This window comes from Burkholderia sp. ABCPW 14 (genome assembly GCF_001523835.1).
In the GTDB taxonomy this organism is placed as follows: domain Bacteria; phylum Pseudomonadota; class Gammaproteobacteria; order Burkholderiales; family Burkholderiaceae; genus Burkholderia; species Burkholderia mayonis.
Window position 1 is genome coordinate 99,759 of sequence record NZ_LOVS01000144.1, and the last position, 14,537, is coordinate 114,295.

The 14,537-nt window shown below is 65.7% G+C and carries 12 protein-coding genes and 2 pseudogenes; 2 read left to right on the plus strand and 12 right to left on the minus strand.

Annotated features, from left to right (window positions below):
• Positions 1–6 precede the first annotated feature (6 nt).
• Complete coding sequence (locus WS62_RS22275) at positions 7–1,962, minus strand: extracellular solute-binding protein (protein ID WP_066575336.1); 1,956 nt, start codon at positions 1,960–1,962, stop codon at positions 7–9.
• Positions 1,963–2,081: 119 nt separating this feature from the next.
• On the opposite strand from WS62_RS22275, the gene fabI reads away from it, so the two are divergent.
• On the plus strand, positions 2,082–2,873 hold the full coding sequence (fabI, locus tag WS62_RS22280) for an enoyl-ACP reductase FabI (RefSeq protein ID WP_066575339.1): 792 nt from the start codon (positions 2,082–2,084) through the stop codon (positions 2,871–2,873).
• A 215-nt stretch (positions 2,874–3,088) separates the two neighbouring features.
• Here the strand turns inward: fabI and WS62_RS22285 are convergent, their stop codons facing one another.
• From WS62_RS22285 to WS62_RS22305, 5 genes are all read right to left on the minus strand, one after another.
• A complete protein-coding gene (locus tag WS62_RS22285; RefSeq protein ID WP_066487854.1) occupies positions 3,089–3,442 on the minus strand; it encodes a hypothetical protein in 354 nt (117 codons plus the stop codon).
• A 446-nt stretch (positions 3,443–3,888) separates the two neighbouring features.
• Entirely contained in the window at positions 3,889–4,818 is a 930-nt protein-coding gene (locus tag WS62_RS22290) for an alpha/beta fold hydrolase (protein WP_066575368.1), read from the minus strand.
• Positions 4,819–5,079: 261 nt separating this feature from the next.
• Entirely contained in the window at positions 5,080–6,636 is a 1,557-nt protein-coding gene (locus WS62_RS22295; RefSeq protein ID WP_066575341.1) for a DUF2306 domain-containing protein, read from the minus strand.
• A 336-nt stretch (positions 6,637–6,972) separates the two neighbouring features.
• A complete protein-coding gene (gene fdxA, locus WS62_RS22300; RefSeq protein WP_066575343.1) occupies positions 6,973–7,311 on the minus strand; it encodes a ferredoxin FdxA in 339 nt (112 codons plus the stop codon).
• Complete coding sequence (locus tag WS62_RS22305; RefSeq protein ID WP_231748380.1) at positions 7,308–9,602, minus strand: molybdopterin-dependent oxidoreductase; 2,295 nt, start codon at positions 9,600–9,602, stop codon at positions 7,308–7,310. Before WS62_RS22305 ends, fdxA begins: the two co-directional genes overlap by 4 nt.
• Positions 9,603–9,731: 129 nt before the next feature.
• On the opposite strand from WS62_RS22305, the gene WS62_RS22310 reads away from it, so the two are divergent.
• On the plus strand, positions 9,732–10,295 hold the full coding sequence (locus WS62_RS22310) for a TetR/AcrR family transcriptional regulator (RefSeq protein ID WP_066575370.1): 564 nt from the start codon (positions 9,732–9,734) through the stop codon (positions 10,293–10,295).
• Positions 10,296–10,862: 567 nt separating this feature from the next.
• Here WS62_RS22310 and map read toward each other — a convergent pair.
• The 6 genes and pseudogenes from map to WS62_RS34580 all read right to left on the minus strand — a co-directional run.
• Entirely contained in the window at positions 10,863–11,693 is an 831-nt protein-coding gene (gene map, locus WS62_RS22315) for a type I methionyl aminopeptidase (protein WP_066575372.1), read from the minus strand.
• Positions 11,693–11,920, minus strand: coding sequence for a ParD-like family protein (locus WS62_RS22320; protein WP_066487868.1), 228 nt, complete (start codon positions 11,918–11,920; stop codon positions 11,693–11,695). The genes map and WS62_RS22320 overlap by 1 nt, the downstream gene beginning before the upstream one ends.
• A 187-nt stretch (positions 11,921–12,107) precedes the next feature.
• Positions 12,108–12,877 (minus strand): annotated as a pseudogene (locus WS62_RS22325) (pyridoxal-phosphate dependent enzyme); the annotation flags it as partial.
• Positions 12,878–12,881: 4 nt separating this feature from the next.
• Entirely contained in the window at positions 12,882–13,901 is a 1,020-nt protein-coding gene (locus tag WS62_RS22330; protein ID WP_066575348.1) for a GHMP family kinase ATP-binding protein, read from the minus strand.
• The gene (locus WS62_RS38375) at positions 13,870–14,133 is read right to left on the minus strand and encodes a hypothetical protein (protein WP_066575351.1); all 264 of its coding nucleotides are present in this window, start codon (positions 14,131–14,133) and stop codon (positions 13,870–13,872) included. Before WS62_RS38375 ends, WS62_RS22330 begins: the two co-directional genes overlap by 32 nt.
• A 294-nt stretch (positions 14,134–14,427) precedes the next feature.
• Positions 14,428–14,537 (minus strand): annotated as a pseudogene (locus tag WS62_RS34580) (sulfate adenylyltransferase subunit CysD); the annotation flags it as partial.

A 14,537-nucleotide genomic window follows, 5' to 3' on the forward strand; every position in this document is an offset into this window, starting at 1 on the left:
CGGCCGTCACGGCTCGGCGGCCGCGCCGTGGCCGGACTTCGCCCACCACGTCGACACGACCCAGCCTTCCGCCGAATAGTACAGCGGCAGCGTCGACGGATAGGCGAGCGTGCGCTTGAACGCGATCCGGTGCGTCGTGCTGTACCACTGCGGCACCGCATAGTAGCCGTGCATCAGCACGCGGTCGAGCGCGTGCGTCGCGTCGAGCAACTCCTCGCGCGTCTGGGCCTGTGTGAGCGCCTTCAGGATCGCGTCGACCGCGGGCGACTTGAGCCCCGTCAGGTTGTCCGAGCCCGGCTCGTCCGCGTAGCGGCTCGCGTAGCGCGTCACCTGCTCGGCGCCCGGCATCTGGACGCCCGGGTAGCGAACCGTCGTCACGTCGTAGTCGAACGCGTCGAGGCGCTTTTGCAGCAGCGCGTAATCGGCCGTCCGGTACTTCGCGACGATCCCGAGCTTCGCGAGATTGCGGATGTACGCGGTCACGACCGCGTCGAACACCGAGCCCGAATCGTCGAGGATCTCGAACGTGAACGGCTCGCCCCTCGCGTTGCGCAGCGCGCCGTCGCGGTAGGTCCAGCCGGCGTCCGCCAGCAGCGCGCGCGCCCTCAGCAGGTTCGCGCGCAGCGACCCGGGCGGATCGGTGTCCGGCTGCACCGTCATCGGCCCGAACACCGCCGGATCGAGCTCCGAGCGCAGCGGGTTCAGCAGCGCGAGCTCGCCCGCGCCCGGCACACCGGTCGCCTGCAGATCGGTGTCGGCGAAATAGCTGTTCAGGCGCGTGTAGCCGCCGTAAAAGAGCTGCCGGTTCAGCCATTCGAAGTCGAACGCGAGATCGAGCGCGCGTCGCACGCGCACGTCCTGGAACAGCGGCCGCCGCAGGTTCATGAAGAAGCCCTGCATCCCCGCGCCGTTGTGCTGGCGGAACTCGCGCTTGACGAGCTCGCCGCTGTCGAAGCGCTTGCCGACGTCGCGCCGCACCCAGTTGCGCGCGACGTACTCGACGAGCACGTCGTACTCGCCCGCCTTGAGCGCCTCGAGCCGCGCGACGCCGTCGCCGTACAGCTTGTAGACGATGCGCTCGAAGTTGTTCGTGCCGATCCGCACCGGCAGCGCGGCGCCCCAGTACGCGGGATCGCGCCGGTACGTGATCGTGCGGCCGCTGTCGTAATGCTCGATCAGGTACGGGCCGCTGCCGATCGGCGGCTCGAACGCGAGCTGATCGAACGGAATGCGCGAGCCGTCCGGCCGCAAGCCCCATTTGTGCGAGAACACCGGAATGCCGCCCGCGATCAGCGGCAGCTCGCGGTTCTTGCGGCGGAATTCGAAGCGCACGGTCGCCGGATCGACGATCACCGCACGCGTGATGTCCGCGTAGTACGCCGGGTATTGCGGCGCCGCCTGCGGGCTCTTCAGCGTGTCGAACGCGTGCTTGACGTCCGCTGCGGTGACGGGATCGCCATTCGAGAAGCGCGCGCGCGGATTCAGATGGAACGTGACCGACATCCCGTCCGGCGCGATGTCGATGTCGTCCGCGAGGAGGCCGTAGGCCGATGCGGGCTCGTCGGCGCTGCCCGTCGTCAGGCTCTCGAACAGCAAGTCGAGCCCGGGCGCCGGGTTGCCGCGCATCGTGAACGGATTGAACTTGTCGAACGTCGTGAGCCGGTTCGGATTCGCAAGCACGAGCGTGCCGCCCTTCGGCGCGCCCGGGTTCACGTAGTCGAAATGGCTGAAGCCGGGCGGATACTTCGGCTCGCCGTATTGGGCGATCGCGTAGACCGCGTGGGCCGCCTGCGTCGCGGCGAGCGCGAGCGCGACGCCCGCCGCCGCCGCCCGCGCGAGGCGCACGAGCGCGGCGCGCGCGGCGGCCGCCCGTTGCGGCGCGGCGGACCGCGCGGTCTGTTCCGGTGTCGCCGCGCGTCGCGGCGGTCGCGGCCGGCGGGCCCGGGGCGAACCGATCGTCATAGAGGCCTTGGCAGTCGTTCGAGGATGGCGATGTGAGAGAATTCTACCCACTCGCAACCGATTACAGCCAGCCGCCGCCCGCCGACGCGCGGGCGCGCGCGCCTCACATAGGAGAATTCATGGGCTTTCTCGACGGTAAACGTATTCTGCTGACGGGCCTCTTGTCGAACCGCTCGATCGCTTACGGCATCGCCAAGGCGTGCAAGCGCGAGGGCGCCGAGCTGGCGTTCACCTACGTCGGCGATCGCTTCAAGGATCGCATCACCGAATTCGCGGCCGAGTTCGACAGCGATCTCGTGTTCCCGTGCGACGTCGCCGACGACGCGCAGATCGATGCCCTCTTCACGTCGCTCAAGGCGCGCTGGGACACGCTCGACGGCCTCGTCCACTCGATCGGCTTCGCGCCGCGCGAGGCGATCGCGGGCGACTTCCTCGACGGCCTCACGCGTGAGAACTTCCGCATCGCGCACGACATCTCCGCATACAGCTTCCCGGCGCTCGCGAAGGCCGCGCTGCCGATGCTGTCGAGCGACGCGTCGCTCCTCACGCTGTCGTATCTCGGCGCGCAACGGGCGATCCCGAACTACAACACGATGGGCCTCGCAAAGGCGGCGCTCGAAGCGAGCGTCCGTTATCTCGCGGTGTCGCTCGGCGCGAAGGGCGTGCGCGTGAACGCGATCTCGGCGGGCCCGATCAAGACGCTCGCCGCAAGCGGGATCAAGAGCTTCGGCAAGATTCTCGATTTCGTCGAAAGCAACTCGCCGCTCAAGCGCAACGTGACGATCGAGCAGGTCGGCAACGCGGGCGCTTTCCTGCTGTCGGACCTCGCGAGCGGGGTCACGGCCGAGGTGATGCACGTCGACTCGGGCTTCAATGCGGTCGTCGGCGGGATGGCCGGCCTCGAAGAGTAAGCGCGTCGCCGCGGCGGGCGGCTCGAGCCGCGGCGCTTCGGCGCGCGGTGTCGCGCTCGCCAAATGACCGAACCCCGCGCTCGCGAAAGCGCGGGGTTCATCAGACGTTCGAACCGCCCGTTCTCCGGGCGGTTTTTTCATGGTTCACTCATCGCGGCGATGCGTCGCTCGGCGCGCCTGCCTCCAGCCGGTGCACGGCCCGGCGGGCGACGGAATCAGTGACGCCAGCCGTTGTGGCGGCCGTTGTCCCAGTGGCCGCGGTCCCCATCGCGACCGCGATGGCGATACCACTCGTCGCGGCCCCAGTAGCGGCGGCCATCCCAGTAACGATCGCCGTGCCAGCCGATCACGATCGACGGCGCGGGCACATAGACCGGGGCCGGCGCATAGACGGGTGCCGGCTGGTACACGACGGGCGGCGGCGGCGGCGCGTACACGGGCGCCGGCGCGACGTAGACGGGCGCAGGCACGCCGACGTTGATCCCGACACTGACGCCTGCCAGCGCAGCGCCGGATGCGAGCAGCGCGGCGAGACCGGCCACGAGCGAGGCAGCACGCAAGGTTTTCATGGACTCCCCTTCTGGTTGATTCGTTGGATTCGACTATAGCGGGAACCGTCTGCGCCGCATATTTCAAGTTTGTAAGAACTGATGCGCGGCATCGCATCGCAATCGAATCGCTAACTTTTCGTTACATTCGGGCGGGCGCGGCCGGCGTCCGGACGGGTCGTCCGGCTGGCGCCGGCCGCGGGCGGCCACCGGAGCCAAGGTCGCATCGAATGTCGGGGGAAAAATACGGCAAGCCGCCCGTAGCGCCGGAGCGCTCAAGCGCGGCCACGCGAATGCGTCAGGCCTGCTGAAAAATACAAGATGACACTTGCCGTCGCGCGCCCAGCCGGAATCCGGCGCGCGACCGGCGCGAAACCCGTTGCGGGCTTTGCAGCAAAAGCCGGCCAGGTCGACAGGCGCGCCACGCGCTCACCGCAACCGTTCGCCCGCCCGAAAGCCGCCTCGAATCACTTGGCGCTTACATGCCCACGCCCTTCTTGCACCTGCCGGTTCCTGCGCACAAAAGCGCGAATCGCTTCCGCCATCTCCAACGGCCGGCTCAGCGGCGCCCAATGTGCCGCGTCCACCGGCGATTGACTGTATTGCGTCGCCCATTCATGGCTGCGCTCGAATACGCGTGGAGGCAAAAACGGATCGTGAATCGCCGTCAGCGCATGCACCGGCACCGGAGTGATCGCCTTCTTCGGCCGCAATGTGCGCTGTAGCAGGTTGGCCCGATAAATCCCGAGGTAGCGAATGGCGTCGCCTTCTACGCCTTCGTTTTTCCGGAAGCGGATTCGAGGCTCGTAACGGTTGATCAATATGCGAAACATCACCGTGCCCAAGCCACTGTGAAACAACAGCTCGGGCAATAGCGGCAGCGTGAAGAACGTCATCAGGCTGTTGCGACGCAACTGACCGAACAACTGCGCGAAATTGCGCGGAGTCGGCCTCAGCATGCGGCGCCGCAAATAGAAGCCGACCTGTTCCAGGCTGGGCGACATGGTGGTGAACGACGCGATGCGCCGTATGCCATCCGCATCGTTGATCGCGTTCCAGCCATAGATCCCGCCCCAGTCGTGCCCGACCAGGTGAACCTTTTGGGTGGGACTGACCACGTCTATCACCGCATAGAGATCGGCAAGCAGCAACTCAAACTTGTAGTGTCGCGAACCGGTGATATGGGTTGAATTGGCGCAGCCTCGCATGTCGTACGCCACGACGTAAAAATCCTCTTTCAGCGCATCGGCCACTTGCTCCCAGAACAGAGCGCGGTCGGGAAAGCCGTGCGCCAGCACCAGCACCTCTGCCGGGCGCCCGCTGCCTGGCCGATCGCCCCAGGTATAAACGGCGATCTCGACGCCCGACGACTGAACAAACAGATCTGGTTCGCGCATGGGTAACATTCCTGTGCAAGCTTGAATGACAGGCTCCGACAAATCGACAAGCCCACGATTCGGCCCTACTCACATCTCGCGCCCGGCGCCGTCGACGAATCGACGAATGGGCGCTCGCCGGAGCAGCATGCGACTGCGATCGCTTCGTCAACCGCAGTCGCCTCCAGCATCTGTCCGCACCGGGCCCGCCACCACGATGCGCGGCGAAGCGGCGCACCGCCACGGCCCGGCCCCAATCCGGGCAAATCGAACCGGGTCAGCCTAATTGTGCTCACGCGTCGCCTGGCCATACACCACGTGGATGATGGCGACAAACAGCAACGATCCGCTCGCGCCCGCGGGCAGCACGAAACCCTGGCCGGCCGCGATGTAATCCGCCGGCAAGTGAAGCCAGCTCACGATCTGCAGCGTAAGGAAAAAGAGCGCCGGGAAAGGCAGCAGGCAAAGCAGGAAAACCAAGCTCTCCTTCATCAACGCCTGCTTGCGATTGCTTCGCGCCATCAACAGCAAGGCGCCGAAACCGGCAATGACCAGGCCGTTTACCGTGTACATCGTTCCGCCCGACAGCCATACGTTGTGAGGAGCCAGGCCCATGCGCCAGCCCAGGAAACAAGACGAGATCCCCGCCGCCAACGCCAGCCAGGGCGTCAACAGGCTCGTAGCGCCCCGAGACGCCCCGGCAGCTTCGTCGGCTCGACTCAAGCGCTGTTTCAGCGTAAGCGCAGCCGCGGGAAACGCCAGTCCGCAGGCAACGGCAAATCCGGCCGCGATCATCGGGTGAGCCATGAGCACCGACTGTTCACGCATGATCAACGCGGCGGGCACCAGCGCCGAGGCCACCTCGATGCTCGACATGCCGTGGCCCACGACGTAGAACATCACGTTGAAAGCGAGCAAGGCCGCCGCGATACCGTAAATCAACGGCATCGACCGCAGATACAATGCCGCCCCGAGATCGGCCATGGCCGCAGCGACGCGCCGCTTCATGGGTCTCGCGTATTGCCGATTCACCAATACCAGCCCGTACACGATCAACAGCACTTCGGGCAACATGAGCCCCATGGTGACCAGGTTCAGGGTTTCCTGATCGATGTCGGGAAAGAACGGCACCAACAATGCCCAATCGAGGCGCAACAACGGCGCGACCAGCAGACAGCCGAACGACAGCGCCATCCAGGCCTGATGCTCGAAGATACGGCGCGCCTTGAGGGCCCGTATCGCCATCGTGATGGAAACCAGAGCGAGCACCCCGAATACCCACAGGGCGACCCAGGCAACCAGGTGATCGTAGATGTGATGCGGCGGCGTCAACGCCATGTAGCATAGTGCCGCCACCACGGCGACAGGCACGGTTGCGATGTAAATCGCACCGATGCCTCGATGCACCTTCATGAAACGCTTTCGGAACGCAGGCCAGAATTGCAGTCCGCCGAACATCACGCAAAACACGCTGAACAAGACGTGCACCGCGATGGCGACCTGATTGGACTTAGGCATCGTGGCGTAATAGATGCCTTGCTCCATCAGCTTCGAATCGGTGAATCGCTTGGCCGTCGAGAACAGGGACAACGCCCACAATTCGTCGCTGACGCCGGAGAGCCTCTCGAGCGTGGGCTCGGCCCGTGCGACGCTCACGGCATCCGTGATCCGCTGGACCGCATTTTCCGTCGTGAACGGCAACATGAAGCGATGAGTGCCTTCCTGCAGCGCGATCCATCCCGACAACCCCATCGCCACCACGATGCTCAGGATGAAGCCGAGTGACAGCATGTTTCCCAAACCGCCCCAGAACCGCATCGATGCTTCCTTTTGCGCCATAGTCAAGTTACGTGGGTTGAAGAATCAGGTTCATTGCATCCGAATGTCGCTCGAACCGGGAAGCCGAAAAACGCGGCAGACGCCCATCGATTGAGCGGACGTGAACAGTCGCCGCATTTCGGCGCCAGGTCGAGTTGAACGAGGGCATCCGCCGGCAGACCGCCGCATCCGTTACCGGACGACACTTCCGCAAAGAAGCTATTCCGAATCCCGAATCCGCTCGCCCGGCGTCGCCCGGTAAGCAAGCGCCATCCTTCCGGACCTTCGATGAACGTCCCAATCGGAGGCGACGGCAGTGGCCGCCCGATACGTCGACCGCATCGAACGCTCAGCCGCTCAACCCTCATTGCGGACCAACCATGCCAACTTGCCCGGCACGCCCGTCCATTGCTCGTGATCGGCCAATGGGGCCCGCTTGCTGGTGATCCTCGTCCAATTGGGGTGCGCGGCCAGCTCGGCATTCAGGGCGATGAACGCCTGCTGGTTCGCCGGCACTTCGCTGTCGGCGCGAATGGCGTCGACCGGGCATGCCGATTCGCAAAGCGCGCAATCGATACATTCGTCCGGATTGATCACGAGGAAATTGGGCCCCTCGTAAAAACAGTCGACCGGACAAATCTCGACGCAGTCGGTGTGCTTGCACCGGATGCACTCTTCCAGAACGACGAACGTCATGCGGCGGCCTCCTGCGATACGACTTCCTCGACCTTCCGCAAATGCACCGGCACGTACTTGTGATAAGGCGTGCGCGACAACGGATCGCAATGCGCGCCCGACGTCAGGCGATTCAGCTCGGGACCGCTCGGCGCGCCATCCTTGTAGCGCATTCCGTAGCCGTGCGGCAGCGTGACCATCCCGCGCCGCACGCTGTCGTCGAGCTCGGCGACGACCTCGATGCTTCCCTTCTCCGACGCGCACGCGAGCTTCCCGCCGTCCGCGACGCCGAGCGCCGCCGCATCGTCCGGATGGATCCGCAGCGCGCCGTGCGGATCGACCTTGCGCCACGACGAATCGCGATAGATCTGATTCGCGTTGTACGCGCGCCGCTCACCCGCCATCAGCACGAACGGATAGCCGGCGCCGGGCGGCGACTCGGTCTCGAGCGCGCGCAATTCGTCGAGCATCTCCGGAATGTGCAGATGGACGCGGCCGTCTTCGTGGCAAATGAAGCGCCACATCTCGTCGAATTCGTGCACGCTCATCAGCGTGCCCGAGCGCCGCTCGACGATCGCCCGAAACAGCGCGGCGCCGAGCGTCAGCCGGTTGCCGCGGTGTCCGGCGCGGCGCACGGCCGCGCGATGCCGCTGCGCGTATGCGATCGCGAGCGGCAGAATCGGCGCGACGCTCGCCGCGCCGTCCGGCAGCGCGCGGCCGAGCGTCCGATAGACGACCGACGCCGCATGGCGCCGCCAGCCCTTGTTCGCCGCGAGCGCGACGCCGAGCGCGCCCAGGTAGACGAGATGCGCGCACGCCTTCGGCTCGAGCCGCGCGACGCGCTCGAGAAGCGGAAAGCGGCGCGGAATCTCGCCCATCTTCTCGAGGAGCCGCGTGTAGATCTCCGGCTCGGGCAGCGCTTCGCCGAGCGGCGCGAAGAGCGGATGGCGCAGATGGAACGCGTTCGCCGGGAATTCGAGATTGAAACCCGTCGCCTCCCATTTCTCGAACTGCGACGCGGCGGGCAACACGTAGTGCGCATGACGCGCGGTCTCGGTCAACGCGACGTCGACGACGACGAGCAGCTCGAGCTTCGAAAACGCGCGTTCGTACGCGTGCGAGTCCGCGTACGTGACGAGCGGATTCGCGCTGTCGACGAACACCGCGCGCACGCGGTCCTCGCCCGCATGCTCGATCTCGTCGGGCAGGATGTTCGGCGGGAAGATGCCCCCGATCGGATGCATTGCGTGATGCGCGGTCCGCTTGAGCGGCTTGCCTTGCTTGCGCACGCGCTCGTCGGTATGGCCGATGATGGGCAGCAGGAACGTATGCAGATTGTTGCCGCCGCGCTTGCCGAAATGGCCAGTGACGAGATACAGCAGCTTCTCGAGATAGCCGTTGAGCGTCGTATGCAGCGTGTGCTGGATGCCGAGATCGACCCGCACGCAGGCCGCCCGCGCCGTCGCGAAACCGCGCGCGACGCGCTCGACGTCCGCGAGCGGCACGTCCGCGCGGCGCGCGTAGTCTTCGATCGGCACATCGAGAAGGGCGCGCTCGACGTGCTCGAAGCCGCCGCAATGCCGATCGATGAACGCGCGGTCGTGCAACCCTTCGCGCACGATGATTGCGAGCATCGCGCTCATCAGATACGCATCGGCCCCCGGCCGCACCTGCAGATGGATATCGGCGAACTTCGCCGTCTCCGAGCGGCGCGGGTCGACGACGACCATCGTCCGGTTCGGATCCTTCTTGATGTCGCGCAGCGTGTCGCGCGCGTTCGGGATGCCGTGCGCCTGATACGGATTCGCGCCGACGATGAGCACGTAGTCCGCATGCTCGATGTCCTCGGTCGTGTGGCAGTCCTGACGGCCGAACAGCCGGCCGTTGAGCCAGAAATCGCCGGTCTTCTCCTGCCCGAGCGCGTTATACGCGTAGCGGCTGCGCATCGCCGCGAGCAGTTGCCGCCCGTACGCGCCGCCGACGTGATTGCCCTGCCCGCCGCCGCCCACGAACGCGAACGCGTCGCCGCCGTGCCGCTCGCGCAGCGCGAGCAGGCGCTGCGCGATGTCGTCGAGCGCCTCGTCCCACGTCACGCGCACAAAGCTGCCGTCGGGCTCGCGCCTGAGCGGATGCGTCAGGCGGTCGTCGTGATGCTGGTAGTAAGCGAGGCGCGCCGCCTTCTGGCACAGATAGCCCTTCGAGACCGGATGCGCTTCGTCGCCGCGTATCTTCGCGAACTTGCCCGCTTCGATCACGACCTCCAGGCCGCAATTGCGCGAACACAGAATGCAGGCGGTTTTCTCGGTTGCCATCGAACGCTCCATCTGCCGGGCGGGCCGGCTACGGTTGGGGAAGCATATAATAACGATCGTTATGGTAACGGACGTTATTCTATACTTCAATTGACGTCAATCGATCAAAGCCTCGAAAACGGAACGGACATGCGCTATTCACCGAAACACAAGGAGGCGAGCCGCGCGCGCCTCGTCGAGGCGGGCGCCGCACTCGCGAAGAAGAGCGGCTTCGCGAACACGGGGATGGACGCGCTCACCGCGGCGGCCGGCGTGACGACGGGCGCGTTCTACTCGCAGTTCAGATCGAAGCCGGAATTCCTGTGCGCGATCGTCGAGCACGAGATGTCGAAGGTGCTCGCGACGGTCGAAGGCCGCTCGAAGGACGAGCTCGTCGCCATGCTGCGCGGCTATCTGAGCACCGCACACGCCGACCATCCGGAGCTCGGATGCCCGGTGCCCGCGCTCGGCCCGGAGATTGCCCGCGCCGATGTCGCGACCCGCACGATGTTCGAGGACTTGATCAAGCGCTTCCAGGCGTCGCTCGCGGACGCGTTGCACGACGAAGAAGCGGCGTGGACGCTCGGGTGCGCGGCGATCGGCGCGGTGCTCGTCGCGCGCGCGATGGCGACGCCCGAACGCCGCAGCGAAGTGCTGCGCTCGGTGCTCGCGTATACGATGCGATCGTTCGACGGCGACGCGCCGAAGAAGTGACGCGATGCGCGCTCGCCGAATCCGCGCGGCGTGCTCAGCAACCGGTCCGTCGCGCCGTGCGCGCGGCTTCGCGGATGGGTGAACGCGTCGACGCGCCCGCGATTCGCACGGGCGTGCATCACGCTCGCGCAATTTACACGACGATACGGCGACGCTCGACCAATCGAGCGTCAGAACACGCCCGCGACGTCCGACCGCCCCAAACATGCGAACGCGATCGTTCGACGCGCACCGGCGCAGCCGGGCACGCTTGATCGATGAGCCGGGCTAGGGACAGTTCGCGCCAATGACGGGCTGGCGAACGCGCCTTCCCGCTTGCCGGGCAAGAAGGGAGGCGCGCCGTTTGGCCGAGCCAAGCCAGCGACGACCGACGCCGCAATGCGGGCGGGAAGGCGCGTTCCCCTGTTTTGAACAATCCTTCTCGGGGCTGGCCGCCAGAAGGGGCGAGCGCAAGGATTGCGACGCAGCGGACACTCGACGTATTCGCAAGGAGCATGACGCGGCGCTCGCCCCCGCTCGCCCCTTCTGGCGGCCAGCGCAAGCCCGTCTCATTAATGTGGAGTGACCCTATCCCAGCTCGGTCGCGCGCGGCGCCGCGTCGGCGACGGCGGGCGGGCGCGCCGGCTCGCCGTCCGGCCACGGCGTCAGGATGTCGAATCCGTCCTCGGTGACGACGACCATATGCTCCCACTGCGCGGACCAGGACCGATCCCGCGTGACGACCGTCCAGCCGTCGGGAAGTTGCCGCGTTTCGGCGCGCCCCGCATTGAGCATCGGCTCGACGGTGAAGATCATGCCGGGCGCGAGACGAAGCCCGGTTCCCGGCCGCCCGTAATGGAGCACCTGCGGCTCGTCGTGATAGATGCGGCCGATGCCGTGGCCGCAATACTCGCGCACGACACTGAAGCCTTTGCGGTGCGCGACGTTCTGGATCGCATGGCCGACGTCGCCGAGCGTCGCGCTGGGGCGAACCGCCGCGATACCCGCCATCATCGCCTCGTAGGTCGCGTCGACGAGACGCCGCGCCGGGGCAGCCGGCTCGCCCACGAAGTACATGCGGCTGGTATCGCCATACCAGCCGTCCATGTCGAGCGCGACGTCGATGTTGACGATGTCGCCGTCCTTCAGCGGCTGGTCGGATGGAATGCCGTGACAGACCACATGATTCACGGACGCGCAGATCGTCTTCGGATATCCGTGGTAGCCGACGTTGGCAGGCCGCGCGCGCAGCACGTCGACGATATGGTCGTGGCACAACCGATCCAGCTCGTTCGTCGTCACGCCTGCCCTCACGTGCGGCGCGATCATGCTCAACACCTCCGCAGCTAGCATGCCGGCGCGACGCGCCATCGCGATCTCGGCTTGCGAGCGGATCGGAACTTGTCGGGAACGCGTCATCATGCCGTCCTTGCGGCGCCGTCGCCCGCCGCCGTCGTTTCGGCACCCTGAATTTCCGCCTGGATCATCATCCGGCAAATCTCCGCATAACTGAGTGTCGGATGCAATTCCGCAAGCATCCCGATTCGCAGCCAGTGCTCCGCCTGCGCATTGATCGATCGGTTCAGCGCGGCGCTCGCGTGGCGCAGCGACTCATGCATCGCGTCGGATATCTTGACTATGCCCATCGCACGAATATATATGATTTGTATACAAAACGTATATGTTGGATGAACAGGAAAACGATCAAGCGATCGACCCGGCCGTGTCGCGAGCAAATGAATTGTCCGGATCTGTAGCGCGTAATGTGTCCGGCTTTTGGGTGAGACATGGAGTCCCCCACAAGCCGGACACGTTGGTTACAGGCGACGCCGAGCCACAGCGCGCATGAAGTTCGATCGCGGCGAGATTCGCCCGCGGGCTCGTCAGCCAGTGGATTTCGTCGAATTGCGCGTGATCGAGAATCTTCGGCATGATGCTGTTGCCGAGTCCGCGAAGCGTGCTCTTAACGTCCGGCAAACCGAACAGCATGCTGTTGAACGTGTCGACGCCCGTCACGCGGCGTGCTCGCTGCGCCGCCGCAGGTGCGTCGCCAGGCCGACCGACGAGCCCCCCCGAACCGACGCACGCGACCAGGCCGAACGTCGGCACGACTTCCTCGAGCAGCCGCTCGGCGAGCGGACGATAGGCGCCGGGATTCTGCGGATTGTCGTATTGCTGCACGCAGAACGCGTTCGGATGCGCGTCGAGCAATTGCGCGACGCGCGTGAGCCGCAGGCGCTGGTACGCGCCGGGCGCATCCGGCTTCTCGATGATGTCGACTTCGGCGCCCAGGTTGTGCAGCATGCCGCGCAGCTTCGGATCGATCGCCGGATCGCCGACGATCCTCAGCTTGAGCCCCTGCTCGCGGCACATGACCGCAAGGCCGAGCGCAAAATTACCGCTCGACGACTCGACGACGAGCGTGTCGCGATTGATCCGGCCATCGCGGATCGCCTGCTCGATGATGCATTAGGCCGGAATGATCTTCATCACTTCGAGCGCGGCGGCTGAAGATTCGGCGAGAGCGGGACGATCCGCGGCTCGGCCATCGCATCCGAGACGCTCTCCCGGGCGTTCCTGTTCGATGCTGTGTCGCATGTCATGAGCTCACCTGGTGAAAAATCGCGAGACGGGTTGACGAAGCGCGTCGCGCAGCGTGCGTTCGGCGCGCGCGATCGTGTCGAGCGCGTCGGGATGCGACGCATCGAAGCACACGCCGATGAAGGTGCCGCTATGGCAGTTGACGATGCCGTCCGCGCCGACTTCGCGCATCAGCGCTTCGAGCTGTCGCAGGGTTCGCTTCGGGTTGCGCTTCTGGTGCATTTGCGCGCTGAGCGTCGCGGCGCGCCCGAGTTGTCGGACGTCGCAGCGCGAGATCGCCGCATCGACGTCGGCGAGGAGCGCCGCGTACTGGTCCGTTTCCTCGTTGGAGTATTCGAAGCGATGACGGTTGTACTCGACCGTGTCGATCGTGCCGCCCTCGTCGATCGCGAGGATGCAGATTTTCGGCAGCTTGCCCATCACTTTGCCCAGCTCGACCCTGCGATGGAAGAACGCGACCGATTCGTCGAACATCACGCCATCCGTCGGTTCGATCTCGCGGATGATCGCGCACATGTCGGCGATGGAGAGCGAGACGTCGAAACACGCGGCGAGCGCGCGCAGCGTCGCGACGATGTCGGAGGACGAGCTCGCGAGCCCCTTGCCCTCGGACACGTCGCTGCAGATCTGCAGGACGCCGCCCGTGCGGATGCCGAACCGGTCGAGAAAGAGCATGGCCGCCTTCAGCGATTTCCGCTTGCTCGCCGGAAAGACATACAGGCGGTCGGAATGCCGAAACCGGCAGAATCGGGCGGTCGACGTCAACGTAATCGGAAACGTGATCAGAAAATCGTTTCCGGACGCCGATTCGCGCCCCTGGACCAGTTCGCCGAACGTGGCCGGAGCGTTGCCGATCGAGAAAAGGCGCTTGGTCGGCGGATGCGTCTTTCCCGCCGGCGGTTTTTCGGGTTTCACGACCGACCGGTCGCGCTTGCGGCAGGCGTTGCCCGCGGCCTCGATCGGAAGCCCGCCAGCAAGGTTGCCAGCCGGGCGTTCACGAGAAATGGATTTGAGATCCGATGCCATATCTGCTCAGTGGTTTGTCGAACTCGACGTCGATCGCTTCCTGGATCCGGGCGACGCAGTGTCGCCGTCGACGCCCAAGATGCTTGCAGACGATCTCGATGCGGTTGAACACGGGACGCTCGGGCCGCGCGAGGCACAGGCGCGCCTCGCAACCGGCCTCCCCGCGGCCGAGCGCGTCCTGGTCGATGCCGTGATGCCCGTGATGCATGATTCGCGCGCCGAGCGCGTTCATGGTCGGATGGCCGTCGCCATGCCGGAGCCGCATGGCGGGAAACGCGGCGGCGCGACAGCCCCGGATGCGCGGCACGCGTCCCGCGCAAACCGGTGCGTCCTCGTCGAAGCCAAATGGACCGGCGATCGAACGCTTGCCGCCGAAATCCGGCTCGACCGCATGGCGCCGGCCGCGCGCAGATGAATCGGCGTGCGCTTGCCGTCGTCGACGCTGCCCGCCGTGATGAAGCGCAGCACGCCGAGGTCTTCGTTGTTGTCGATGATGGTCGTCATGATGGGGATGTCCTCGCGTGCGTCAGAAATAGCCCTGCTTCTTGCGCTGCTCCATCGCGGCTTCGGACGCCTGATCGTCCATCCGCGTCGCGCCGCGCTCGGTGATCTCGGTCACCGCCGTCTCCGCGATGA